Source organism: Paraburkholderia ultramafica, assembly GCF_902859915.1.
In the GTDB taxonomy this organism is placed as follows: Bacteria; Pseudomonadota; Gammaproteobacteria; order Burkholderiales; family Burkholderiaceae; genus Paraburkholderia; species Paraburkholderia ultramafica.
This window is the reverse complement of record NZ_CADIKK010000057.1, coordinates 1-23080: the sequence shown is the minus strand read 5'-3', so window position 1 is coordinate 23080 and position 23080 is coordinate 1. Positions and strand designations below refer to the sequence as shown.

Here is a 23080-nt window from a genome sequence, read left to right as displayed (position 1 = left end):
GTATCACATGATGGGCGTGCCGACGGCGATGTTCACGCCGCTGTTCGTGATCTCCCGCACGGCCGGCTGGAGCGCGCACATCATCGAGCAACGGATCGACAACAAGATCATTCGTCCGAGCGCGAACTACACCGGACCCGACGACCTGCCGTTCGTGCCGCTTGCCAAGCGCGTCTAACGGCGAGCGAGACAGCGTCTTCAAGCGATTGAACGCGTAGCAGTCAAGCCGCGCAAGCGTTTCTCCATCATTGCGTTCTGAGAGCGCGACGCAATGAGGTTGGGCCTTGGCTCGCCGACACCCCGAGCCAAGGCCGCTTTTTGCAGCGGTTTAAGCGGCTGCATAGCTAGCCGCCTGAGCAACGCGTTCAAACAAACGGCCGCAATCGAGCGAGCTAAACTACACCCATTGCCTGACCGATCCGCGAGCGAAGCGCCGCCTGACAAGGCGCTGCTGACCGTGATCGACGCCGCCGTCGTCCCCGGCTCATTACTGTTTTGTTCCCTACGCCATGAATACTGCAAACCGCAAACGCCTTCCCGGCACCCAGCTGGATTTCTTCGACACGCGTGCCGCGGTCGATGCGATCGAGCCCGGCGCCTACGACAAGCTGCCGTACACGTCGCGCGTGCTGGCCGAAAATCTCGTGCGCCGCTGCGATCCGGCGACGCTGCGCGCGTCGCTCAAGCAGATTATCGAGCGCAAGCGCGAACTGGATTTCCCGTGGTTCCCGGCGCGCGTGGTGTGTCATGACATTCTGGGCCAGACCGCGCTGGTCGACCTCGCCGGCCTGCGCGATGCGATTGCCGCGCAAGGCGGCGACCCGGCGATGGTCAACCCGGTGGTGCCGACGCAACTCGTGGTCGACCATTCGCTTGCGGTAGAGTGCGGCGGTTTCGATCCGGATGCGTTCGCGAAGAACCGTGCGATCGAAGACCGTCGCAATGAAGACCGCTTCGACTTCATCAACTGGACCAAGCGCGCGTTCAAGAACGTCGACGTGATTCCGCCGGGCAACGGCATCCTGCATCAGATCAACCTCGAGCGCATGAGCCCGGTGGTGCAGGTGAAAGACGGCGTGGCCTTCCCCGATACGCTGGTCGGCACCGACTCGCATACGCCGATGGTCGACGCGCTCGGCGTGATCGCAATCGGCGTGGGCGGCCTCGAAGCGGAAAGCGTGATGCTGGGCCGCGCGTCGTATATGCGGCTGCCGGACATCGTCGGCGTGGAACTGACGGGCAAGCCGGGCGAGGGCATCACGGCGACCGACGTGGTGCTGTCGTTGACCGAGTTCCTGCGCAAGGAAAAAGTGGTCGGCGCGTACCTCGAATTCTATGGCGCGGGCACGGCGAAGCTGACGCTCGGCGACCGCGCGACCATCGCCAACATGGCGCCCGAATTCGGCGCGACGGCCGCGATGTTTTATATCGACGAGCAGACCGTCAAGTATCTGAAGCTCACGGGCCGCGACGACGAACTCGTCAAGCTGGTGGAAACCTATGCGAGGCAAACCGGCTTGTGGGCCGATACGCTGAAGCACGCCGAGTATGAGCGCGTGCTGAAGTTCGACCTGTCCAGCGTGGTGCGCACGCTGGCCGGGCCGTCCAACCCGCATCGCCGTTTGCCGGTTTCCGAACTGGCGGCGCGCGGCATCAGCGGCAAGGTGGAGAACGAGCCGGGCCTGATGCCGGACGGCGCGGTGATCATCGCCGCGATCACCAGTTGCACGAACACCAACAATCCGCGCAACATGATTGCTGCCGGCTTGCTCGCGCGTAATGCGAACCGGCGTGGACTGACCCGCAAGCCGTGGGCGAAGACCTCGCTCGCGCCGGGCTCGAAGGCGGTCACGCTGTATCTGGAAGAGGCTGGGCTGCTGCCGGAACTGGAGCAACTGGGCTTCGGTGTGGTCGCATATGCGTGCACGTCGTGCAACGGCATGTCCGGTGCGTTGGACCCGGTGATTCAGAAGGAAGTCGTCGAACGCGATCTGTATGCGACCGCCGTACTGTCCGGCAACCGCAACTTCGACGGCCGCATCCATCCGTACGCGAAGCAGGCTTTCCTCGCGTCGCCGCCGCTCGTGGTGGCGTATGCGATTGCGGGCACGATCCGTTTCGATATCGAGAAGGACGTGCTCGGTGTCGACGCCGACGGCCATGCAGTCACGTTGAAGGACATCTGGCCGTCGGACGAGGAGATCGACGCGATCGTCGCGTCGAGCGTGAAGCCGGAGCAATTCCGCAAGGTGTATGAGCCGATGTTTGCCGTATCGGTCGACAAGGGCGAGCAAGCCAAGCCGTTGTACGACTGGCGCGAGATGAGCACTTACATTCGCCGTCCGCCGTATTGGGAAGGCGCGCTGGCCGGCGAGCGCACGCTCAAGGGCATGCGGCCGCTGGCGGTGCTCGGCGACAACATCACGACGGACCATCTGTCGCCGTCGAACGCGATTCTGCCGGACAGCGCGTCCGGCGAATACCTCGCGAAAATGGGCCTGCCGGAAGAGGATTTCAATTCCTACGCGACTCACCGCGGCGATCACTTGACCGCGCAGCGCGCGACCTTCGCGAACCCGACGCTGAAGAACGAGATGGTGCTCGAAGACGGCAAGGTGAAGGCTGGTTCGCTCGCGCGTATCGAGCCCGAGGGCAAGGTCACGCGCATGTGGGAAGCGATCGAAACGTATATGGAGCGCAAGCAGCCGCTGATCGTGATTGCCGGGGCCGACTATGGCCAGGGCTCGTCGCGTGACTGGGCGGCCAAGGGCGTGCGCCTCGCCGGCGCGGAGGCGATCGTCGCCGAAGGCTTCGAGCGTATTCACCGCACGAACCTGGTGGGCATGGGTGTGTTGCCGCTCGAGTTCAAGCCCGGTGTGAACCGCATCACGCTCGTGATCGACGGTACGGAGACCTTCGACGTGATCGGCGAACGCAAGCCGCGCGCGGATCTGACGCTGGTGATTCATCGCCGAAGCGGTGAGCGCGTCGAGGTGCCGGTGACGTGCCGGCTCGACACCGCTGAAGAGGTTTCCATCTACGAGGCCGGCGGCGTGTTGCAACGCTTTGCGCAGGACTTTCTGGAGTCGTCGAAGGCGGCGGCTTGAGACTGCGCTTGAAGCAACGCTTTTGGCAACCGCTTTTGGCAACTTTAGTCAGCGCGATTTGATCAAGTCGCTCGAATTCGCCGGAGCAGGCGGTTCAGCGATGAACATAACGCAGGATAGGGCGGTGTGGCTTCGCAAGCCACACCGCCCGCCCACATCAGGACATGACTTTCATGGCCCACAAACCTCAGATCAAGATTCCGGCCACCTATATGCGTGGCGGCACCAGCAAAGGCGTGTTCTTCCGCCTGCAGGATTTGCCCGATGCGGCCCAGACGCCAGGTGCCGCGCGCGACGCGCTGCTGATGCGCGTGATCGGCAGTCCCGACCCGTATGGCAAGCAGATCGACGGCATGGGCGGCGCGACGTCGAGCACCAGCAAGACGGTGATCGTCGCCAAAAGCAGCAAGCCCGATCACGACGTGGATTACCTGTTCGGCCAGGTGTCGATCGATAAAGCCTTCGTCGACTGGAGCGGCAATTGCGGCAATCTCTCCGCCGCCGTCGGGCCGTTCGCGATCAGCGCGGGCCTCGTCGACGCGAGCCGCATTCCGCGCGACGGCGTGGCCACCGTGCGGATCTGGCAGGCCAACATCGGCAAGACGATCATCGGGCACGTGCAGATGACCGATGGCGCGGTGCAGGAAACCGGCGACTTCGAACTCGACGGCGTGACCTTTCCCGCGGCGGAAGTCCAGCTCGAATTTATGGACCCGGCTGCGGACGAGGAGGGCGCGGGCGGCTCGATGTTCCCCACCGGCAACCTGGTCGAAGACCTCGAGGTGCCGGGCGTCGGCACGTTGAAGGCTACGATGATCAACGCGGGCATTCCGACCATCTTCGTCGACGCGCAAGCCATCGGCTACACGGGCACGGAGTTGCAGGACGCGATCAATGGCGACGAGAAAGCGCTGGCGATGTTCGAGACCATTCGCGCCCATGGCGCGTTGCGCATGGGCCTCATCAAGCATCTCGACGAGATCGCGACGCGGCAGCATACGCCGAAGGTCGCGTTCGTCGCGAAGCCGGCCGATTATGTGGCGTCGAGCGGCAAGCGCGTCGGCGCGGGCGACGTCGATCTGCTGGTGCGGGCGATGTCGATGGGCAAGCTGCATCACGCGATGATGGGCACGGCGGCGGTGGCGATCGGCACGGCGGCGGCGATTTCGGGGACGCTGGTGAATCTGGCGGCCGGCGGCGGCGAGCGCGAGGCGGTGCGTTTCGGGCATCCGTCGGGGACGTTGCGGGTCGGCGCGCAAGCGAGCCGGAAGGGCGGCGAGTGGACGGTGACGAAGGCCATCATGAGCCGTAGCGCGCGGGTGTTGATGGAAGGATGGGTGCGGGTGCCGCAGGAGGGGTGACGGAGAGTGGTTGGCGTGCCGCTCACGGGTGTCCTTGCCATACGGTTGCGGAGGAAGGGATGAAAGTCAAAAGAATCGTTGCAAATATCAGCACGCAAGCAGTGGATGACGCGAAGCGCTTCTACCAGCAGATATTTGGCCTCGATCTGCTGATGGATCATGGCTGGATCGCGACGTGCGGATCGTCCGAAAAGATGGATGTACAGATCAGCTTCGCTTCGCAAGGCGGATCGGGCACGCCAACGCCCGATCTTTCGATCGAAGTGGATGACCTTGCTGCTGCACTCGAACGCGTGAGGTCGGCGGCTATTCCTGTCGAGTATGGTCCCGTCGACGAACCGTGGGGCGTGCGGCGCTTCTATGTGCGCGATCCATTTGGCAAGCTCATCAACGTGCTCGCTCACATCTGATGCAGGATCAGCGGCTTGGGCCGCACTCCCACATGCATTCCCACGACTCGAAGCGAGGTGCGGTTCATGAAAGTGTCGATCGCGTACATTGAGGAACCGCCGTTCGGCTGGACGCAAGGCGAGGCGGCAACGGGTGCGGATCTGGAATTGGCCGACGTGGTCCTTCGCGCGGCCGGGGTCACTCAGATCGAGCATCATCTGACGACATTCGGTGAACTACTGCCCGGCGTGCAACGAGGGCGATGGGATATGAACGTCCCGCTGTTCGTCACCCCGCAGCGGATGACCGAAGTCGACTTCAGTGTGCCCGTTTGGGCAATCGACGACGGCTTGCTCGTTCGGGCCGGTAATCCGGAAGCGTTGGAGGGCTATGGTTCGCTGGCGCAGCGCGTCGATGCACGGCTCGGCGTGATCGTCGGGCAAGTGCAGCATCAGGCGGCTCGATCGAACGGCGTTCGCGACGAGCAGATTGTGCTTTTCGTCGAGCAGCGCGACGCGATCGACGCGCTACTTGTGGGGAAGATCGACGCATACGCCAGCACGGCCCTCGGAAACCGGATTCTCGCGAATCGCATCGGTTCCGGGTTGGTTGAAGCCGTATCCGACAACTCACGCAGCGCTGAAGGGCAGCGCCCGCCGGCCGGCGCGTTCTCGTTCAGAAAAGGCAACCAGGGGTTGCTCGATGCCGTCAACCGGCAACTGCGGCTTTACCTGGGGTCAGCCGAACACAGACAGCGCATGGCGAGCTTCGGGCTCACTCAAACAGAGATCGATCCGGTACTGCCTGTGCGAGGCGCTCCCGATGTCGGTTAACGTCAGTGGCACGGAGGGCTATGCGGAAAACGCAGAATTTCTGGCGAGGCAATGGCAGAACATCTCGTTCGCCGACCACCACGGGCCAATTCTCCACCTCATACCCGACGTCCCGTCGAGCATTCTCGACATCGGTTCCGGGGTTGGTGTAGATGCGGCCGCGTTCGCGGCGATGGGTCACTCGGTGGTAGCCGTTGAACCAGTCGACGAACTGCGCGCTGCCGGAATCAATCTGTATTCGGAGAGCAGCGACGTCGAGCGATGCCTAACGTGAGTTCTCTTGTGCGCGAGGGCGGCGTGCTAGTGATGTTTTTGCGGCACGGGCCCATTCCCGCTGGCCGCCGGATGTTTGACGTCACCCCTGAAGAGACAATTCAACTCGCAACCATCCACGGTTTGCAACTCATACACCGTCTGCGTACCTCATCCATTCAGCTAGCTAACCGGAACATCGGCGTGACCTGGACGCGACTAGCCTTTGAGAAACGCGCTGAAAAAATAGCTTGAGTCCGCGCTGTCGGTCCGGTCACGACAAGCTCGCAGCCCGCTTGCACGTTTGCGCCAGCCAGTTTTAGATGACCGGTCAGTCAGGACCTGGCCACTAGTTGACTGGTCATCTACCGAAACCTATAGTTGCTCGGGTAAGTCCCGATCGCGTGAAAAGAAGGGGCTCATGAACAACAGCTCAACGCGCAGCCCGGGTGAAAGAGCGAGGCGGAGGAGGCAGGATGGAGGACAGGCTGGACGCTGCGGACGCAGCGAGTGCAGCGGATGCGGCGCGGCTCGCGGCACGGGCGAATCGCGCCGTGCTGGTGATCGCGGTCGCGCAGTTGCTCGGCACATCGCTGTGGTTCAGCGCGAACGGCGCGATGCGCGACTTGCAGATAGCGTGGCAATTGAACGCGTCGGGCATCGGCTGGCTGACGAATGCGGTGCAGGCCGGCTTTATCGTCGGGACGCTGCTCTCGGCGACGACGGGCCTCGCGGATCGCGTTTCGGCCAGCAAGGTGTTTGCCGTCTGCGGCGTGCTCGGCGCCACGCTGAACGCGCTGTTTGCGCTATGCAGCAGCGGGCTCGCGTCGGCGATCGTGTTCCGCTTCGGCGTGGGCGTCGCGCTCGCGGGCATCTATCCGCTGGGTATGAAGCTGCTGGTATCGTGGGATCCGCGCCGGGCCGCGCAGACGCTCGCGTTGCTGGTCGCCATGCTGACGCTCGGTACGGCATCGGTCCATGCGATCCGGGCGTTGTTCTCCACCGTTCTCTGGCAAACCGTGGTGCTGGCTTCGTCGCTGCTCGCGGTGATCGGCGCGCTGCTGGTCTTTTCGCTCGGCGAAGGGCCGCACGCGCGACGCGCCGGCAAGCGTCGCGCGGGTTTGTCGGCAGGGGTCGGGCAGGTGCTGCGGATCAGCGAGTTTCGCGCGGCCGCGCTCGGGTACTTCGGGCATATGTGGGAGCTGTACGCGTTCTGGACGCTCACGCCGCTTCTGGTTCAGCGGGCTTTTGCAGGCAGCGCCCAGACCGCCGCGAGTAGCGTCGCGCTCTGGTCGTTTCTGATCATCGCGATCGGCGCGATTGGGTGCCTGCTGGGCGGCAGGCTGAGCAAGTCGATCGGCAGTGCGCGTACCGCCGCGCTCGCGTTGGCGATATCGGGCACGCTGTGCGCCATCTATCCGCTGTCGTCGGCGCTTGGCACCGCGGGGCAGATCGCGCTGTTGCTGGTGTGGGGCATCAGCGTGATTGCCGATTCACCGCAATTCTCCGCGCTGTCGGTCAAAGCATGTCCCGCCGACAAGATCGGCGGAGCGTTGACGCTGCAAAACAGCTTTGGATTTTTCCTGTCGGCGTGTTCGATCCTGTGGTCGACGAGCGCCTATCATGCACTCGATGCGCGCGTCGCCTGGTTACTGTTGCCTGGCCCGATCATCGGTTTGATCGCGATGAGGCCGCTGCTTCGCAAGCGGCCTCTCTGGTGACGGGCGCGTGATTCGTTTCCGGGCAGACCACCGTACCCGCAGCGAAGGAGGCCGGCCAGATCCGCGCGGACGCGGACACGGCGGCACTCGCGCGGCCAGGCCGCCGCTTACTTGCCGCCGTGCTTCGCCATCCAGCGGTTCATGAACGCGATCTCGTCGTGCTGGGCCTTGATGATGTTCCGGGCCAGGCGCTTCAGTTCCGGGTCTTTGCCGTATTTCAGTTCCACCTGCGCCATTTCGATCGCCCCCTGATGATTCCGATTGAGCGCAAGCCTCGTGCTTCCGTCTGACATTTCTGGGAAAGCCTTACTTCTGCTTTGTGCGCTAGCTCACCGAGAGGAGTCAAATCTACTCGACTCAATCTTTTTCACTGTTATTCTGAGCCACCTATCTTTGCGTATCAGCCAGACCCCGTGCCATTTCGAAGAATGCCTAAATAATCAGGAGCTCGGCATGTTGAAAAAGGTCGTCGATCGGGCGAGACAGTTCCGACGCAGCGAAGGATTCAAGCATTCCATGGCCACGCCTCACAGGCTATCGCTGCACGCCAGACAGCGTTTGAATCGAGGCGTGTTCGCCATCGAGATTCAGGAAAACTCCGGGTTTTTCTCGGTGATGCAGATGGTGCTGTTCATCTTGATGTATTGCGACGCGAAGTGTTTGACTCCGTGCATCAGTGCACGCGGCGGCCTCTACGGCGACCCCGAGCGAAAGATGGACTGGTTCTCGACCTTCTTCGAACCCGTGCGCGCGAGCACCGCCGTGGGAGCCACGCGGAAGATAAGAACGTCAAAGGTTCGCGATCTGGTTCAGTTGGGCTTTCGCCAACGTTATGAAGCCCACCTCCGGCTCAGAAGCGCAAGCGAACTCTTCTTTGCGCATTATCGGGTGGCCCCGGCTATCGACTGTGAAGTCGACTCGATCTGCCGGATACTCGAAATCGGCAAGTCGACCCTCGGCGCGCATTTCAGAGGCACCGACAAGAAACAGGAAGCCATTCCGGTTTCGTGGCGAGAGTTCTGCCGCATGGTGGAGTCGACGCTCGCGGACAATTCGCATCTGACGAACATTTTCGTTTCCAGCGACGAACCCGCGTTTCTCGAATTTTTCGCCGCGTGGCCGTTCCGCAAACCGGTCAAGGTCGCGCCGGCCAAATTGCTCGCGCGTGGCGGCGCGCCGGTTCATTTCAGCGGCTATCCAGGCCTCGAAATCGGCCGTGAAGCGCTGGTGTCCAGCCTGCTTCTGGCCAGCTGCGGATTTCTCGTCAAGACGCCTTCGTATCTGTCCGCGTGGTCGAAGATATTCAATCCGTCGCTGCCGGTGAAGCTTGTGTCGCCACCGCGCCCGGATGCGTTCTGGTTCCCCGACAGCCGGCTCTGGCTCGAACAGGCGGAGCAGGAAGAAGTGGCTTGAGGGCTAGCCGTTTTTCGTGCGCAAGTACTGAAATTCACTCTCTCCTCGCGAGACCATGCCAGGGCGCTAAGTCCGTCGTAGTTCCCATTTCCTGATTCTGGCGCGACGTCGCGTTCGTTAGCGCGCGGCTCATTTCACGGAATTTTTATACCGTCTCCAGCAATCGTTTCGCGGTCTTTACGGCGACGTCCATATAGTCTGTGGCTGGCGTTTCGCCGCGAAAAAAGCATCGGCTTTGCTGGAGGTTGTATGGCATTCAATCAAACGAAGGGGAACGTGCACGTCGAGGCTTGCGTGTTTCCCGCTCCGGGCCAGAGGTTCAAAGGCGCACTGCGCATCACGACCACCCGGCACAACAGGCAGATTCTGCGGATCACGGGACGTGGCTGCGGCCGTCCGGTGAGCAGTTTCGCGGAGGCGCTAGCGCTGGCCGAGCTCGAAGCTCGCCGCATGCTTGGGCTCGATACGCCATGAGATCCGCGCGATCAACCATGATGTTCCGAGGACTGTGCAAGGTCGTCGCGATTGCCTTCATCACCAACCAGGTGCTCACAACGATCTTCACCTACGTCGCGCAGCAACTCGATTCAGCACTGCCGCATGACACGATCTGGCTGTTCAGTTGCGTGACATCCGGATTGGTGACGCTTTGGCTGCAGTCCGATGCGCGGCGCGCGTTCGGCTTCGCACGGGAGAAGGGCTTTGTGAAAAAGAGCGGCGACGGCAAGCAGGACTTGCAGATCGCGGCAGACTGCCCGAAACGATGGCTCGTGATATTGCATATCGAACTGAATCCCGCAGCGATCCAGCCGTAAGCGGGTTGTTGTTCGGCTGCTGCTACGAATCGCGGTGGGCTCGCAAACGTTGGCGAGGGCCGGCCTATAATGAAAACCGCGTTGCGGGCTGATGAAGCAGATAGCTGGAGAGCCCGCTGCCTGCCAACCGTATCGCCACCGCAAAGAGGCTGACAGCATGTATATCGCCATGAACCGCTTCAAAGTGACGCCTGGGTCCGAGGCCGCATTCGAACATCTGTGGACGTCGCGCGACACCCATCTGAAAGAGGTTCCGGGCTTCGTGGAATTTCATCTGCTGAGGGGACCGCGGAAAGAAGACCACGTCTTATATTCCAGCCATACGATCTGGCGCGACCACGCGGCCTTCGACGCGTGGACGAAATCGGAAGCCTTTCGCGCCGCGCATCACAGCGCTGGGAACGAAAACCGCGTGCTCTATCTCGGCCACCCGGAATTCGAGGGCTTCGAAGTCATCCAGACGGTGAAGTAGTTGCCGTAACGCAGCGTCCCGCGTCGCGCTCGCTGTGGATGGAGCGAGGTGCGGGGCGCCGCGCTCGCATAAGCCGGCCGTTGCGCGCGTGCCGACGCGCTAATCGCGGATGCGGTATTCTTTTGTGAGTCAACGGGCAGGGTCGGTCTTCATTGCACGGCAAGCTTCGCGTTGCATGCCTGATGCCGACGCGCGCTTGCAAAGCGCCTGCGCAATTCACAAAGGAATGGCAACATGAAAGCCGTCAAAATCGGTTCGCCCGCCACCGTGGCGAATCTCCAGGTGATCGATCTCGCGGACCCCGGTCAGCCCGCGGCGGGCCAGATCCGCGTGCGTATTCACGCGAACTCGCTGAACTTCCACGATTATGGCGTGGTGAACGGCAGACTGCCTGCTGAAGCGGGCCGGATTCCGATGGCGGACGGCGCGGGCGTCGTCGAAGCGGTCGGCGAGGGCGTCACCGCGTTCAAGACCGGCGATCACGTGGTGTCGTGCTTCTTCCCGTTCTGGGAAAACGGGCCACCAGCGATCGCCGATTTCACGACGACCCCCGGCGACGGCGTCGACGGTTACGCGCGCGAGGTCGTGGTGTTGCCGAGCCACTACTTCACGCACGCCCCGCGCGGCTACAGTCACGCCGAAGCCGCGACATTGACCACGGCCGGGTTGACCGCATGGCGCGCGCTCGTCGTGGACGGTCAGTTGAAGGCGGGCAGCACGGTGCTCGTGCTCGGCACCGGCGGCGTGTCGATCTTCGGTTTGCAGATCGCCAAAGCGATGGGCGCTTCGGTGATCGCCACGTCCTCATCGGATGCGAAACTCGCGAAGCTTCGCGAACTCGGCGCCGACCATACGATCAACTATCGCGACAACCCCGAGTGGGGCAAGCAGGTTCGTCAGTTGACGGGGGGGCGAGGTGTCGATCATGTGATCGAAGTGGGCGGCCCGGGCACGTTGCCGCAATCGATCACCGCTTGCCGGATCGGCGGCCATATTGCGCTGATCGGCGTGCTGACCGGCCGCGCGGGGCCGGTGCCGACCGCTGCGCTGATGGCGCGACAGCAGCGCTTGCAAGGGCTGATCGTCGGCAGCCGCCAGGATCAGTTCGAGATGATTCGCGCATTGGAAGTCACGGGCATCAAGCCGGTGATCGACAGCACGTTCGCTCTGGAGAAGCTCGGCGACGCGTTCATGCACGAGGAGTCGGGCGCCCACTTCGGGAAGATTTGCGTGACGATGTGACGAGCGGGTTTGCAGGCCGGAGTGGCGTTGGGTATTGCGGCGTCACTCCGGCTGCTGCTGTTGGTGTTGGACAGGGGCGTGCAATGGTCCCTTAGCCAACCTTTGCGAGGTCGGCGAAATCAATGCTCGTCGCCTCGCACGCTTGCGTAAACGCCGTGTCGTAGCTCGTAAAGAACACGGTGCGCGTTGTGGCCAACGTCTTGAACAGATCGACCAGCACAGCGCGCGCGGCGGCATCGAGCCCGCCGACCGGCTCGTCCGCAATGAGAACCTCGGTCTCGCCAAGCGCGGCGCCTGTCAGGAAGAATTTCTTGCGAGTCCCGAACGACATCTGTTCGAAGCGTTTGTCCAGATGCGGCGTGAGGCCGAAACGGTCGACCAGATCGAGCGTATCACTGCCGATTGTCGTCTTTCTCTCCGAGGCCACATTCTCCAGATACTCACGACCGGTTCGGTCCGGATAAGGCATGCAGTCTTCGGGCACGTACGTAAGCACGGATTGCGCGGCGAGCGGCGCGGCGCGCAGCGAATGGCCACCGAGCCACACATCACCCGTGTCGGCTTCTACGGTGCCGGCGAGGATGCCGAGCAATGTCGATTTGCCGCTGCCGGACTCATCGTTTAGCGCTATACATCCCGACGCAACGTCGTAGTGCAATCCCTGAAAGATGATGCGTTCGCTGTACTGCTTGCTGAGGTTGTCGAATCGAAGCATGGGTTGGAGCGAGTGTCGGCTAAAGAGCGTTGCATTGACACGATGCGCGGTTGCGCCGGGCATCGTGCCAACGCTGCACAGGCTCTTCAACAGGTTGGCGTTGCGCAAGTTTAGCAGCGCGAGCCATGCAGCCGTTGCCTTCGGGCTCGCCGATCGGTGTCACGCGTTTGCATCGGCCGCAACGCTTGCCCGACGCCGCTACATTCACCGTCCCGCGTCCAGCAAAAACGTCACGATCCGGTCGCACACGCGACCGAACATCTGCGTTCCCGTCACCGTTGGGCAGCCGCGCGCGCGAGCCGCGTCGATCAGCGGCGTGAGCGGCGGCTTCGTCACCACATCGCCGACGAACGTCGTGGCCGGCAAGCGTGATACGTCGATCGGCAACGGCGCGCCCAGCCGCGTCGATACGCGCGCCCGGCACGATCGCGTCTCCCAGCAACCATTGCTGGGGCGTCAGGGTGCGCTCCGGTAATGCGTAATATTTGAAGAGTACTTCTTGCTTTTTGCTGTGCGACGATATGTGACGCAAGCGAGCATGCTCCCGGCGAGTAATAAAGCTTCATGTTTGATCCTGACAAGGAGTTAAGACAATTACGCTATGATCGATCCCACCTTGATCGTCACGCACATCAGATGGTGACGAGCCATAGGACGCCGTGAGCAGTCCGCGCCGATATAATCCGGTAACTTCCAGGTTACTAAACCACAACGGCGCGATAGTCTGCCCGCGTTGCCCGCCTCTTCAGGAAAACCGGCGGCGCAGCAGCCCGGTACGCTCTAGCGCTTTCTACTGGGGGGAAGGCGGATTCAAAAGCTTACTCAACGGCTTCAGCGGGCCGATCGGGAGGAGCGAGAATGTCATTAAGTGCGCTTTCCCCAAGGGAAGTGCCTCAAGCATTTCATGCGCTTGACTTACGTCCGTAACGTTCAGGATGAACGCCACCCCAGCCCGGTCTTGCAGTGAATACCACTGGTCAATCTTGCCCTCGAGGTAGAGTTGCGCCGTCTCGCGAGCTTCGGTCGGAAGAATGCGTTGGACAAGTTGCATGTCCGTGCCCGGTGGAAAGGTGCCGATCGCCAATATCTTCGTGGTTGGCGTGGTTGGCATCGGAGTGGTTTGCGACATGGAAACTCCAGCAGAAGCGACCAGCACAGACGCTGTTGTCAAATTAAGAAGAAGGCGTTTCATCCAACCTCCAGCACCGACATGTCGGCGGAGATTCTGGCCAGTTGGGCAAGATCGGCCGTGGCAGCAAGCCCACGCGTGTGAAAGTGGTCGAGGGCGTCCAGTTGCTGTGGTGTGAGCGGCTGATCCTCCGGCCCGAAGACCGTGAGCGCGATCTTCAGGCGCTCGCTCAGGCCGGTCGCGCGATAGTGATCGCGTGCGCCATCAAGTGCATCAGCCATTGCAAAATCCTCACTCGTGAATTGCTGGTGCCAAGGTATCATCGATTTTCGCGAGCGACTATTCATCACAATGTTGACGGGCCATGAAGCAGAACTTCACAGTCAGGCAGGGCGCACTGGACGGCGTGGAGGTGTTCCTGAGCGTTGCCCAGCATCGCAGTTTTCGCAAGGCAGCCGCGGAGCTCGGTGTGACGCCGTCGGCTATCAGCCAGACGGTGCGTGTACTCGAAGCGCGCATTGGCGCAGCGCTCTTCATACGCACCTCGCGCAGTGTCGGCTTGACCGAAGCCGGCGAACAGTTTCTCGCGCGCGCCAAGCCTGCCTTCGAGGAACTGGTCGCCGCCAGTGAGGTTGCGCGTGGACTCGGCCAGCGGCCGGCCGGATTGCTGCGTCTCTCGGTGCCGCGCGCGGTAATCCCGATTCTGCTGGAGCTGGTCGCATCGTTCTGCCGGGCTTATCCCGAGGTCGAGGTGGAGCTTGCTGCGAGCAAGGAGGTGACCGACCTTGCGGCCGAAGGATTCGATGCCGCTGTCCGGCAGGGGCATCTGGTTGCTCCCGATATGGTCGCGGTGCCGATGACGCCACCATTTCGTCTCATCGTCGTCGGCAGCCCTGCCTACTTCGCGGAGCGCAGCCGGCCCGCTCACCCGAACGACCTGCGCCAACATGCATGCTTGCGATGGCGGCGATCCAACGGCGCGCTCGCGCTATGGTCATTCAACGACAACGACAACGACAACGACCAAACGATCGAGATCGCCGTAGCCGGCCCCCTCATCGCCAGTGACTTTCCCACCGTGCTTGGCGCGGCGATAGAAGGCCTGGGCCTTGCCCAGTTACCTGAGCCGCTGGCCGCTGTCGGGTTGAGATCGGGAAAACTGGTAGAGGTGCTGGAGGCGTACGCGCCGTTGCGGCCGGGGGTGTTTCTCTGCTATCCAGGCCGCCGGCAGATCATGCCGAAGCTGCGCGCGTTCATCGATCACTTGAAGAGCCGCGCGGCAGGCGATGGCAAGGTCCGGGTACAAGCTGACGCGAGCCGCGCGGGGTCGCGAAAAAGAGGCTGATGGATTTGTCTCGCTCGCCCCTCGATTCTTGCCGCGACGAAGCCGTTTCATGTTGATCGGTGACGCGATTTACGCGTGCATTTGTTCATCGATGATAAAGTCTGCGACTCTCATCGCATCCATCGAGTTGCCGTCCACGTCGTACCACTCACGAATCGCGCGATTGACTTTAGTTAGTGCGGCGACAGCAAGTAGTGTGGCGTCGGTCGCGGTGATCTTGCCTTCGAGATCGTCTGCGAAGTAATCCGCAACACGTAGAGCCGCGTCGATTAGCCTGGTGTCGTCGATCAAGTCCGCCAATACCGCATGAACCATTGCGAGGCAAGCGTCTTTGCGTGCGAGTGCGATATCTGTCATGAGGTTCTCCAGGGTCGAGGTGCCTGGTCAGCGAGCTTTGGCGGCTGCGTAGCGCAAAGCGAACGCTACTCCGGTCTTCAAGGTGCCGTAGCTTAGCGGATAGGCCACGTACCAACGCACGCAAGTCCAGAATCACGTCGCGCGAATAATGCAGGCGTATGAGCACGCGAGTCGCCGCCGGGTTCAATACTTTCATCTTGCTTTCGGTTGTTCGCATCGTTCTCTACATCATAGCGGACCACCTCACTGCGTCAGAGCCTAAACAGCACGCACAACCAGTCGTCAACTCGACCGTCGACGATATCGCACGGCTGGACTTTGCGAGAGCGAACCCGGTTGTTGGCCCGATGTATATCGACGGCGCTGAACCGGGCGACGCCGTCAAGGTCACACTGTTATCGTGCGCTCCCTCGGGCTGGGGGTCGACGGCAAACATTCCCGACTTCGGCTTACTCGCAGACAAGTTTCATGGGCTACTGCATCACCGCGTTGCTATTCTCCAGCGTGGTATTGATCCCGGGCCTGTATCTGTTCCAGCCGTTTGCGGACGGAGGCGCGACACATGGATGCACACGAACCTGTCACTCCGTCGACCCAATCGGCCCGCCGCCCCGTGCTGGTCTGGGACGCGCCGGTGCGACTGTTTCACTGGCTGGTGGTCGTGCTGGTCACCGCGGCCTATGTCACCTTGAAGCTGAACTGGATCGACTGGCACGTCCGGGTCGGCGAGACGCTGCTTGGGTTGATTATTTTCCGGCTGCTGTGGGGCTTCTTTGGCAGTGAGACCGCGCGCTTTCGCAGTTTCGTGGCGTCGCCCGCGGCTGCACTTCGTCATCTGCGTCACCTGTTTCGCCGCGAGCCGGATGTGCAGGTGGGCCACAATGCGGCCGGCGGCTGGATGGTCCTGCTGCTGCTCGCGTTGCTACTGGTCGAGACGCTGAGCGGGCTCTACGTCAACAACGACATCGCCGACCAAGGGCCGTTGAGCGAAGTGGTGCCCGCGTGGCTCGCCAACGCTATCTCGACACTGCACGGGCTTGCCTGGGACGTGCTGCTCGTCGCGGTAGCGCTGCACGTGCTGGTGATCGCTCTCTACGCAGCAGCGAAGGGACACAACCTGCTGCGTCCGATGCTGACCGGCTACAAGCTGTTGCCGTCATCCATCGACGCGCCGCGGCAGACGCCAGCGCTGCTGGCGCTGCTGCCGCTCGGCGTCGGCGCTGCCGTGGTGATGCTGCTCGCGGCTTATCTTTGAGCTCGCCGCGCACCTGATCTCGGGGCGCCGCTTCAGTGGTTGCGTCAGTTGCTCTTTGGCGGCACCACCTGGCCGCGGATCTCGCCGTTCGGATTGGTCTTGGTGTGAAGGTTGATGTACATGTCACCCGCTTCGAACATCCTGGCTTCGTCCAGGGAGAGCGTGGCCTGACCGTTGACCGGGCTCGTCATCTCCATACTGCCTTTCTGGGAGAGCCAGACCTTCACGCCGGCGTTTTTGCCGGCCGGGGCGGGGCCGTGGAAATGCGCCATCGTGGCCTGACTCGACAATCCGCTGAAGCTCATGTTCCAGGTTACGACCCGCGTGCTGGGGTCGTACGTGAGCTTGGCGCTGCCGCTGCCCGGAGTCTGCAGCGGCGGGACCTGTTGGGCGCCCGTCAACGGCACCTCAAATGAGACCGGCGCCGCTTGCGCCAAGGTCAGCGCGCCCGCTAAGGCCAGGCCACCGAACACCATGAAAGCGCGCCGCGAGATGGAACGTGACATTTGGTCTTCTCCTTTTTGGGTTTGCCCTTGTTGGGCGGCAGCCGCTATCGACGAGTGCGGAAGACCGCGTCGGCGCCGCCGGCAGCCAAAGGGATGAGACAAGGATAGACACACGCCGCCGCTAACTCCAGGTGGGGTCCCGGAAGTCTTGGCCTTCAAGTGCTCGATCCTGGCTGTTTTTGTCGAACCGTTCGAAAACTGAAAATGCACCTTCGGAAAGCACGAGGAGATTCGTGGCCCATGACGATCAGCAACGGGGCCGCAACATAGGGCCGCGATGAGCGCTGTGGTAAATATTTGCCGAGAATTGTGGCCCCCGGGACAGCGAGCGCCGCTGCTTGCCGCGCTCGCTTGCACAAGCGCGATCGATGTCCTAGTTTTTCAACAATCGCTAACAGCAAGCCTCGTCGGGCACGAGGAACCGGCTGCCGGGCGGCGCCGGGCCCGCTGCGCGATGTCGACGGATACCGGATATGCGCTCAGCCCAGGATGTGCCCGTGAGATCCCGCGACGCTTGCCTGTCGACGCTCGATCACGTGCGAATCGCGGCGCTCTGGTTCGGGCTCTTTGCTCAGTGGATGACGGTCGTGCCCGTGCTCGTCCCGGCGCAAGTTGCCGAACTGCTCGGCAACCATGCGGCGATCAAGGAAGGGGTGACGGGTTCCGTGATCGCGACCGGCGCGTTCATCGCAATGGTCGTGTCGCCGCTGGCCGGAGCGCTGTCGGACCGTTGCACTGCAAGGCACGGGCGTAGGCGGCCGTTCCTCGTCAGCGGTGTGCTCGGCATCTCCGTCGCCCTGCTCTGGCTCGCCTCGTTCGGCACAGGCGGAAGCATCTGGCTCTACACGCTCGCGTTCCTGCATCTTCAATTCTGGTGGAACTGGGCCGCGGGCCCGTATGCGGGGCTGGTTCCCGACATCGTGCCGCGGCAAGAAGCCAATCGCGCGAGCGCGTGGCTGAACGTAATGACCGTGCTCGGCACGATCGCCGGCAACGCGGTGCTCCTCGCGCTCTTCGCGCCGGGGCGCCTGTATCCCGCGATCGCCGCGCTCATCGTGATCATGCTTGTCGGCCTTTGGCTCACGATCGGCGGCGCGCGCGAGCCGCGGCCCGCTTCACGCCGCTCCCGCTTCGAACTCGTTGCGTTCGTGCGCTCGTTTTTTCTCGACCCCCGCGCACACGCAAACTTCTACTGGGTGCTGGTGACGCGCTTCTTCGCGAACATGGGAACCTGGTCGGTCTTCGCCTTCCTTCTCTATTACCTGCAGGACGTCATCGGCGTTAGTCAGCCCACTCATCTTTTGAATGAGTTGCTCGGCGTGGGCGTCGTGCTCGCGATTCCGGCCAGCCTGCTCGGCGCGCGGCTGGCCGACCGCCACGGGGCCGTTGCCGTCGTGCGCCTGACCAGCTGGATCATGGCCGTGACCGTGATCGGCCTCGTCATGCTCGCGCTGCACCCGAGCCTCATGCTCGTGATCCCGGTGGCCGTCGTTTTCTGCGCCGCCTTCGGGATGTACCAGGCCGTCGACTGGGCACTGGCGCTGCACGTACTCCCGGACACCGCGTCCGCCGGCAAGGATATGGGCATCTGGCACGTGTCGATGGTGCTGCCGCAAATCCTCGGCCCCGCTTCGACCGGCTGGATGCTGTCGTGGGTCAAGTCGATTGTCGGGACCAGCGCCGCCTACACCGTCGCGTTCGCTACCGCAGCAGTGTGGTTCGTGCTCGCGGCGTGGCTCGTCTCGCGCATCAAGCTTTCTTCACAGCTTCACGTGGCGGACGGATTCGTCGGGCCGACTTGAGCGGCGGAGGATTCCATGCCGCGAACTTCGCATTTCGTTAAGCGTTGTTCAGCGACCCACAAGCGACGTTCGCAGTGGCGGGAAGCGGACGTTCAGCCGGCGCTCATGAGAACGATGTTGCTCGAAGCCACGCTACCGTTCAATGGGCGAAAGATCCCAAAGCCTAGATCCGAGATCGACCGGGCAAGTCGTTCGTTCGCCGGCATCCCTTTGACGTTCAGGTCTCGATAACCACCGCCTGGTTCTCGCCGCAGAGCCGAGTCGTGAGCTTGTGCATGAAATCCGCTTTGAGGTGCGCGATGCGTGGGCAGCCTTGCCAAGGATACAGCTGTCTTCATCTATTGACGACGGCGAAAACGATTCCTCGCTCACGTGTCTGCAGTGGTCGAACGTGACGCCTCGTTGCGGGTCGACAGGCCTTGTAAAGCGGACGGGAAGCTATAGTGCCTTCTCCCGCCCACAAGATAAAGTTGAAGTTTCTTATCGTGTGTATTAGCGATCGTGCATGGATCGGTGTGAAAGCAACAGCATTGCCTTGTTGCCCTTGATGGACCTACCGTTCCCAAGTGCATTTACCATGCTATGCCAAGTATCGCCAACGTGATGTAATCGATAATCAGAAAGTACGTTCTGGAAATACCATCCTTGCACTAATCGCTCAACGCCTTTAACCACGCGGGTTTCGACGCGCGATCATCACTGCGGATTCGCTACAACCCGTCTCCCCTCTCCATCTCTTACGCGGTATCGGCTAGAGTTCCATCTGTGAAGCAGGTCCTATTGGAGAAGACATGCGCGACAACCTGATTCCCGTCATCGTGGGCCGGAAATGGCAAATTGCTAAGGGGTACCATGCCGTTGAACTTCGAACAGCGTCCAAATCGGTGCTTCCGCCGTTTAGCGATGGGTCGTGCGTCACTCTCTGTCTGAATAGCGCTGGCGACAAGCAAAGAATTTATCCATTGCTCGGTGTTTCGTCCCTGTCCGATGGTTACGTGGTAGGCATGAGACAAGAAGGTGATGGCAGAACAGGTAGTCTGCTATCCAGGTTTCCGTTGAATGAACGAGACGAAGTGTTTGTCGGCACCCCCCAAAGCCCGCCGACAATTTTGGACGATCGTGCGCGATCTATCCTTTTTGCTGGCGGAATAGGCGCCGCATCGATCGCGGGAATCGCGAAGCGGCTTGCATCGGCGGGTCAAAGGTTCGAGGTGCACAACTTCGCCCGATCGGCCGACCGCGCAGTTCTTCGAGAAGAATTTGACGCGCTTCGAAGTCACGGTGAGGTCTATCACCATTTCAGCCTGTCCGATGATCTATTCGCGCAGAAGAGTTCCCACGCAATGAGTCCAACTCATGCCAACACACAGATTTACTGCAGCGGCCCCCCTGCTTTCATGGATCTCATTGAGCGCCAGGCCCGCGAATGGGTGTATGCAGCGAACGTTCATAGAATCGCCCTTGGCGACCAAAAGGCATGGTCAGCGGCAGTGCGACGGCACGGTAACTGAGGCGCGCTTTCCGCAGTTGATGCACGATTGCTCGTCGGTCTCGCCCGCTCACGCCTATCTGAGGCTGTGGAATACTCGTGAGCCGCTTGGACAGTTCTAGAACCGTGGTTGACGTCATGCGCATCTGACCGGTGGCGACCCTCTTCGGCCCATCGACTTTCTACAAAACAGACGTTCGATCTTCTGAAGTCGCGTCAGTGTCTATGCCCTGAATCGAAACCAGGCCGTACTTTTCGGTGTAAACAAAAGTATGACGGCCACAACTTCGGCGACATGCTCAAGGTTATTGCTTAGATTCGTCGACGCGTTCTCTGGATGCACTGAGTGAGCAAAGAGGATGGCAAAGAAGATTAGTAGCGTCATGACGGACAACACGTTTTTTGCCCAGCGTCGTCGAAAAAATAGGTTCGCAATCAACAACCCATTCGCTAGTACCCATGCCGCGATTACCGCCACAGTGAAGAGCATGAGGCGCCTCAAAGAGTCACCCGAAATCTTGGGCGAGATAGAAATATTCTCCAATGAGAGCAGATGCGTAGCAGAGATCAAGCTGACCAACAGATGCAAGGACATGGAAAAAGAAATCAGAAAAACAAGGGCGGCAATTTTTGTAGTAATCGGGGCATCCCTGTTGAGGATCGGTACACTTTCGCGAAGATTAAATTTCATCGTGGGCATTTCTTCAGTGTTTCTTGAAATTGACAAAAATATGCTGACATTCGCATATCGGTAGATCCGTACTACCATCCAGCATGCTGGTTTTGCGCTCGCCTGGCATGATATCGCGTCGATTGCGAACACGGACGTCAGCGCATCGTTCACACGCCGTCGAAGGCTCCGTCAGGATTTCGTTACTTTCAGCGGGGACGATCATTTGCTGCCTTCGAAGTCACTGAAGCGGATTGTCGACGATCCAGGCGCCGGTATCGACTGACCGTTCATGGCCCGGGTGCCGCCTCATGCGATTGGCATGACTTGTCGGCGTCTTTCGCAGTTGCGAACGGCGGCACGCGACCCCGAAGCGGCCCTTCGGCCACAGGGCTTTCAACGACACCTGTGCAGCCTCTATCAGCCATTCCGTTTGAGGTTGTGACTCTCAAGAAAATCGAACAATCGACGAGCCAACCCTCGCCGTTCCCCGTTCGATAGCGTAATGGGATTCTTGCCTCGGGTTGGAAGAGCCGACCAAGCGCGAGGAATCGCCGAATCGATGTACATGCTGACGGCCCGTCGGAGCACTCCCCCGCGCCTCTGCTAACATCGCACATCCGGTACGAGCTGCCTGGTCGAAGGGCACAAGACCAAAACAATGAGAAAGGGGCGACCTTGAAGGTTTTTCTGAGCTACGCCAAGGAAGACGGCGCGATTGTTAAAGAATTCCATGACCATCTCAAAGCGATGGGGCTTGATCCTTGGATGGATCAAGAACGGCTCCTGCCGGGCCAACCGTGGGAACGCGAAATTGACCGAGCTCTGAAGGAAGCGAACGTCGTCATTCTTTTCATGAGCCCCCGCAGCGTTAAGAAACGTTCTTTCGTGACACGAGAGGCCAACACCGCAATTGCGAACCTGCGCTACAAAAAAGCCGATGACATCTACGTCATCCCGGTCCTAATTGAGCAGTGCGAAGTCCCTGAAGAAATCTCTGAACGAGCGCAGTACATTGAAATTTCTGAGCCGGGTGCGAAAAACAAGATAGTCGCTTCGATCATGCGCGCTGCGGAACAGCAAGAGATTGCTATTCTTAACGGTGTGGAGCACGGACCTTATCACGTTTACTCGCGCTCCCACGAAGAAAAGAAGCCCGGCCAGCCTGGGTATGACATTTCCCTTGACTACCCTGAATTCGTATCTGCCCAATTCCCGGAAGTAGCTCAAGCCTTAACCAAATTTTTCCAAGGTAGGGCGGCTAAGATTTTACTCGATAACCGATCAAAGCCTTGGGACCAAAACCCGGATTTTCACCCGGAGCCTGAAGACGAGTTCAATCCCTTTCACTCGAACGGGCGCTGGGAGAATTTTGGCGTGGTGTCTGCTACCGAACACGTTGTAAGCGTGTATTTCAACTGTAGTTGGTATGGAGCAGGAGCGGCCCACTCGAACGAGTACCATGAAGGCTTCAATTTTGCCATCATCGACGGCCAACCATACCCGTTCAATCTGCGGGAGCTTTTCACGAATGCTGAAAAAGCCGCAGAGATTATCAGCCAAGAATGCAGAAAATCGTTGGCGCGAGAGTATTGGAATAGAAGCGGGATGGAAATCGACTCCGATGAATATTGGAAGGAAACGTTCCTAACCAATACGGCTGCGAGTCTGTCAAACTTCGACACCTTTACCGTAGCCGATGGGAAACTCACATTTTATTTCGCTCCCTACCGTGTCGCTGCGTATTCTTTCGGATCGTTCACCGTTGACGTGCCCCTCTACGATTTGAGGGAAGTCTTAGCCAGGTGCGATAAGTCGCCCCTAGTATACTGACGTTAATGCAGTAGCAGAACCAACGCTTTTCTGGAGGAAGGTGGCACGATTGTCTTACGCGCGTTTTGCGATTGCGACGGGGCTCGCCGAATAGGCTTCGTCGAGTGTCGTGGTACGGTTCTTCCTGCGTTCGAGGCAATGAGCAAGTAACTCAGACAGTGCCTGGGCGACGCAATGGAGTTCAGTGGTCCAAGGGAAGGTCCGTTCTTCGGCTGATTGCTGTCCTTGCCAATCGGCGACACCGAGGTCGCCTACTGGCCGATGGACTAAACCGCTCGCGCGGTAGGGGCTACGGTCAGACGCCGGTGGTCAGGGAGAGGCCGGCATCGCGGTTCCGTATGTTGGCGAATGAGGCAACCCGCCTCGTTCTCCA

Annotated in this window: 24 protein-coding genes and 3 pseudogenes; 18 read left to right on the top strand and 9 right to left on the bottom strand. The window is 60.8% G+C overall.

Translation table 11 applies throughout. The annotated features are described in order from the left end of the window. From HV744_RS33940 to HV744_RS33910, 7 genes are all read left to right on the top strand, one after another. On the top strand, nucleotides 1-178 hold a 178-nt coding region (locus HV744_RS33940; protein WP_343056493.1), incomplete at its 5' end, for a citrate/2-methylcitrate synthase. Between the two features lie 331 nt (nucleotides 179-509). Beyond that, on the top strand, nucleotides 510-3107 hold the full coding sequence (gene acnD, locus HV744_RS33935; protein ID WP_175153662.1) for a Fe/S-dependent 2-methylisocitrate dehydratase AcnD: 2598 nt from the start codon (nucleotides 510-512) through the stop codon (nucleotides 3105-3107). 173 nt (nucleotides 3108-3280) lie between these two features. After that, the gene (gene prpF / locus HV744_RS33930; protein ID WP_175153661.1) at nucleotides 3281-4468 is read left to right on the top strand and encodes a 2-methylaconitate cis-trans isomerase PrpF; all 1188 of its coding nucleotides are present in this window, start codon (nucleotides 3281-3283) and stop codon (nucleotides 4466-4468) included. Nucleotides 4469-4527: 59 nt separating this feature from the next. After that, nucleotides 4528-4878: a VOC family protein gene (locus HV744_RS33925; RefSeq protein ID WP_175153660.1), complete on the top strand. Its 351-nt coding sequence runs from the start codon at nucleotides 4528-4530 to the stop codon at nucleotides 4876-4878. Nucleotides 4879-4944: 66 nt separating this feature from the next. Next, on the top strand, nucleotides 4945-5691 hold the full coding sequence (locus tag HV744_RS33920; protein WP_175153659.1) for a transporter substrate-binding domain-containing protein: 747 nt from the start codon (nucleotides 4945-4947) through the stop codon (nucleotides 5689-5691). Continuing rightward, complete coding sequence (locus HV744_RS37850) at nucleotides 5681-5965, top strand: class I SAM-dependent methyltransferase (protein WP_246279336.1); 285 nt, start codon at nucleotides 5681-5683, stop codon at nucleotides 5963-5965. Before HV744_RS33920 ends, HV744_RS37850 begins: the two co-directional genes overlap by 11 nt. A 454-nt stretch (nucleotides 5966-6419) precedes the next feature. Continuing rightward, nucleotides 6420-7664 (top strand): MFS transporter, encoded by a 1245-nt coding sequence (locus tag HV744_RS33910; RefSeq protein WP_175153658.1) that lies wholly within the window; start codon nucleotides 6420-6422, stop codon nucleotides 7662-7664. 107 nt (nucleotides 7665-7771) lie between these two features. Here the strand turns inward: HV744_RS33910 and HV744_RS33905 are convergent. Next, a pseudogene (locus tag HV744_RS33905) lies at nucleotides 7772-7921 on the bottom strand (DUF305 domain-containing protein); the annotation flags it as partial. A 196-nt stretch (nucleotides 7922-8117) separates the two neighbouring features. Between HV744_RS33905 and HV744_RS33900 the strand changes: the two are divergent. From HV744_RS33900 to HV744_RS33880, 5 genes are all read left to right on the top strand, one after another. Further along, the gene (locus HV744_RS33900) at nucleotides 8118-9077 is read left to right on the top strand and encodes an O-fucosyltransferase family protein (protein WP_175153664.1); all 960 of its coding nucleotides are present in this window, start codon (nucleotides 8118-8120) and stop codon (nucleotides 9075-9077) included. Between the two features lie 249 nt (nucleotides 9078-9326). After that, complete coding sequence (locus tag HV744_RS33895; RefSeq protein ID WP_175153657.1) at nucleotides 9327-9551, top strand: hypothetical protein; 225 nt, start codon at nucleotides 9327-9329, stop codon at nucleotides 9549-9551. 17 nt (nucleotides 9552-9568) lie between these two features. Next, nucleotides 9569-9892, top strand: coding sequence for a hypothetical protein (locus HV744_RS33890; protein WP_175153656.1), 324 nt, complete (start codon nucleotides 9569-9571; stop codon nucleotides 9890-9892). Between the two features lie 157 nt (nucleotides 9893-10049). Beyond that, nucleotides 10050-10364, top strand: coding sequence for a heme-degrading protein HmuQ (gene hmuQ / locus HV744_RS33885; RefSeq protein ID WP_175153655.1), 315 nt, complete (start codon nucleotides 10050-10052; stop codon nucleotides 10362-10364). Between the two features lie 234 nt (nucleotides 10365-10598). Next, nucleotides 10599-11606: a zinc-dependent alcohol dehydrogenase family protein gene (locus tag HV744_RS33880; RefSeq protein WP_175153654.1), complete on the top strand. Its 1008-nt coding sequence runs from the start codon at nucleotides 10599-10601 to the stop codon at nucleotides 11604-11606. A gap of 91 nt (nucleotides 11607-11697) precedes the next feature. Here HV744_RS33880 and HV744_RS33875 read toward each other — a convergent pair whose 3' ends face one another. From HV744_RS33875 to HV744_RS33860, 4 genes and pseudogenes are all read right to left on the bottom strand, one after another. Next, nucleotides 11698-12321: an ABC transporter ATP-binding protein gene (locus tag HV744_RS33875; RefSeq protein WP_175153653.1), complete on the bottom strand. Its 624-nt coding sequence runs from the start codon at nucleotides 12319-12321 to the stop codon at nucleotides 11698-11700. 204 nt (nucleotides 12322-12525) lie between these two features. After that, a pseudogene (locus HV744_RS33870) lies at nucleotides 12526-12723 on the bottom strand (shikimate dehydrogenase); the annotation flags it as partial. A gap of 388 nt (nucleotides 12724-13111) precedes the next feature. Further along, complete coding sequence (locus HV744_RS33865) at nucleotides 13112-13513, bottom strand: muconolactone Delta-isomerase family protein (protein WP_246279334.1); 402 nt, start codon at nucleotides 13511-13513, stop codon at nucleotides 13112-13114. Next, on the bottom strand, nucleotides 13510-13731 hold the full coding sequence (locus tag HV744_RS33860) for a hypothetical protein (RefSeq protein ID WP_246279333.1): 222 nt from the start codon (nucleotides 13729-13731) through the stop codon (nucleotides 13510-13512). Before HV744_RS33860 ends, HV744_RS33865 begins: the two co-directional genes overlap by 4 nt. 83 nt (nucleotides 13732-13814) lie before the next feature. Here HV744_RS33860 and HV744_RS33855 point away from each other — a divergent pair, with 83 nt between their 5' ends. Continuing rightward, nucleotides 13815-14795 carry a LysR family transcriptional regulator gene (locus HV744_RS33855; RefSeq protein ID WP_175153652.1) on the top strand — a complete coding sequence of 327 codons (981 nt, stop codon included), beginning with the start codon at nucleotides 13815-13817 and terminating at the stop codon, nucleotides 14793-14795. Between the two features lie 69 nt (nucleotides 14796-14864). Here the strand turns inward: HV744_RS33855 and HV744_RS33850 are convergent, their stop codons facing one another. Beyond that, on the bottom strand, nucleotides 14865-15152 hold the full coding sequence (locus tag HV744_RS33850) for a hypothetical protein (RefSeq protein ID WP_175153651.1): 288 nt from the start codon (nucleotides 15150-15152) through the stop codon (nucleotides 14865-14867). 58 nt (nucleotides 15153-15210) lie between these two features. Then, a pseudogene (locus tag HV744_RS33845) lies at nucleotides 15211-15348 on the bottom strand (IS6 family transposase); the annotation flags it as partial. Between HV744_RS33845 and HV744_RS37845 the strand changes: the two are divergent. After that, complete coding sequence (locus tag HV744_RS37845) at nucleotides 15311-15844, top strand: acetamidase/formamidase family protein (RefSeq protein ID WP_246279332.1); 534 nt, start codon at nucleotides 15311-15313, stop codon at nucleotides 15842-15844. The pseudogene HV744_RS33845 and the gene HV744_RS37845 overlap by 38 nt on opposite strands. After that, nucleotides 15766-16407: a cytochrome b/b6 domain-containing protein gene (locus tag HV744_RS33835; protein ID WP_246279338.1), complete on the top strand. Its 642-nt coding sequence runs from the start codon at nucleotides 15766-15768 to the stop codon at nucleotides 16405-16407. Before HV744_RS37845 ends, HV744_RS33835 begins: the two co-directional genes overlap by 79 nt. A 44-nt stretch (nucleotides 16408-16451) precedes the next feature. Here HV744_RS33835 and HV744_RS33830 read toward each other — a convergent pair whose 3' ends face one another. Continuing rightward, nucleotides 16452-16913, bottom strand: coding sequence for a CHRD domain-containing protein (locus tag HV744_RS33830; RefSeq protein WP_175153649.1), 462 nt, complete (start codon nucleotides 16911-16913; stop codon nucleotides 16452-16454). Nucleotides 16914-17410: 497 nt separating this feature from the next. On the opposite strand from HV744_RS33830, the gene HV744_RS33825 reads away from it, so the two are divergent. Together HV744_RS33825 and HV744_RS33820 are read left to right on the top strand one after the other, a co-directional pair. Then, the gene (locus tag HV744_RS33825) at nucleotides 17411-18715 is read left to right on the top strand and encodes an MFS transporter (RefSeq protein WP_246279331.1); all 1305 of its coding nucleotides are present in this window, start codon (nucleotides 17411-17413) and stop codon (nucleotides 18713-18715) included. Between the two features lie 791 nt (nucleotides 18716-19506). Beyond that, nucleotides 19507-20226, top strand: a complete 720-nt coding sequence (locus HV744_RS33820; protein ID WP_175153647.1) for a ferredoxin reductase domain-containing protein — start codon at nucleotides 19507-19509, stop codon at nucleotides 20224-20226. A 201-nt stretch (nucleotides 20227-20427) separates the two neighbouring features. Here the strand turns inward: HV744_RS33820 and HV744_RS33815 are convergent, their stop codons facing one another. Further along, the gene (locus HV744_RS33815) at nucleotides 20428-20895 is read right to left on the bottom strand and encodes a hypothetical protein (RefSeq protein ID WP_175153646.1); all 468 of its coding nucleotides are present in this window, start codon (nucleotides 20893-20895) and stop codon (nucleotides 20428-20430) included. 657 nt (nucleotides 20896-21552) lie between these two features. On the opposite strand from HV744_RS33815, the gene HV744_RS33810 reads away from it, so the two are divergent. Further along, entirely contained in the window at nucleotides 21553-22707 is a 1155-nt protein-coding gene (locus HV744_RS33810; RefSeq protein ID WP_175153645.1) for a TIR domain-containing protein, read from the top strand. Nucleotides 22708-23080: the final 373 nt, after the last annotated feature.

Excerpts from the sequence above, each read along its gene's own strand:
- HV744_RS33880 (WP_175153654.1), top strand. The coding sequence starts at position 10,599 with ATGAAAGCCGTCAAAATCGGTTCGCCCGCCACCGTGGCGAATCTCCAG.
- HV744_RS37850 (WP_246279336.1), top strand. The coding sequence starts at position 5,681 with ATGTCGGTTAACGTCAGTGGCACGGAGGGCTATGCGGAAAACGCAGAA.
- acnD (WP_175153662.1), top strand. The coding sequence starts at position 510 with ATGAATACTGCAAACCGCAAACGCCTTCCCGGCACCCAGCTGGATTTC.
- HV744_RS33875 (WP_175153653.1), bottom strand. The coding sequence starts at position 12,321 with ATGCTTCGATTCGACAACCTCAGCAAGCAGTACAGCGAACGCATCATC.
- hmuQ (WP_175153655.1), top strand. The coding sequence starts at position 10,050 with ATGTATATCGCCATGAACCGCTTCAAAGTGACGCCTGGGTCCGAGGCC.
- HV744_RS33860 (WP_246279333.1), bottom strand. The coding sequence starts at position 13,731 with ATGGCTGATGCACTTGATGGCGCACGCGATCACTATCGCGCGACCGGC.
- HV744_RS33815 (WP_175153646.1), bottom strand. The coding sequence starts at position 20,895 with ATGAAATTTAATCTTCGCGAAAGTGTACCGATCCTCAACAGGGATGCC.
- HV744_RS37845 (WP_246279332.1), top strand. The coding sequence starts at position 15,311 with ATGAGCACGCGAGTCGCCGCCGGGTTCAATACTTTCATCTTGCTTTCG.
- HV744_RS33855 (WP_175153652.1), top strand. The coding sequence starts at position 13,815 with ATGAAGCAGAACTTCACAGTCAGGCAGGGCGCACTGGACGGCGTGGAG.
- HV744_RS33920 (WP_175153659.1), top strand. The coding sequence starts at position 4,945 with ATGAAAGTGTCGATCGCGTACATTGAGGAACCGCCGTTCGGCTGGACG.
- HV744_RS33925 (WP_175153660.1), top strand. The coding sequence starts at position 4,528 with ATGAAAGTCAAAAGAATCGTTGCAAATATCAGCACGCAAGCAGTGGAT.
- HV744_RS33895 (WP_175153657.1), top strand. The coding sequence starts at position 9,327 with ATGGCATTCAATCAAACGAAGGGGAACGTGCACGTCGAGGCTTGCGTG.
- HV744_RS33910 (WP_175153658.1), top strand. The coding sequence starts at position 6,420 with ATGGAGGACAGGCTGGACGCTGCGGACGCAGCGAGTGCAGCGGATGCG.
- HV744_RS33820 (WP_175153647.1), top strand. The coding sequence starts at position 19,507 with ATGCGCGACAACCTGATTCCCGTCATCGTGGGCCGGAAATGGCAAATT.
- HV744_RS33900 (WP_175153664.1), top strand. The coding sequence starts at position 8,118 with ATGTTGAAAAAGGTCGTCGATCGGGCGAGACAGTTCCGACGCAGCGAA.
- prpF (WP_175153661.1), top strand. The coding sequence starts at position 3,281 with ATGGCCCACAAACCTCAGATCAAGATTCCGGCCACCTATATGCGTGGC.
- HV744_RS33890 (WP_175153656.1), top strand. The coding sequence starts at position 9,569 with ATGATGTTCCGAGGACTGTGCAAGGTCGTCGCGATTGCCTTCATCACC.
- HV744_RS33850 (WP_175153651.1), bottom strand. The coding sequence starts at position 15,152 with ATGACAGATATCGCACTCGCACGCAAAGACGCTTGCCTCGCAATGGTT.
- HV744_RS33865 (WP_246279334.1), bottom strand. The coding sequence starts at position 13,513 with ATGAAACGCCTTCTTCTTAATTTGACAACAGCGTCTGTGCTGGTCGCT.
- HV744_RS33830 (WP_175153649.1), bottom strand. The coding sequence starts at position 16,913 with ATGTCACGTTCCATCTCGCGGCGCGCTTTCATGGTGTTCGGTGGCCTG.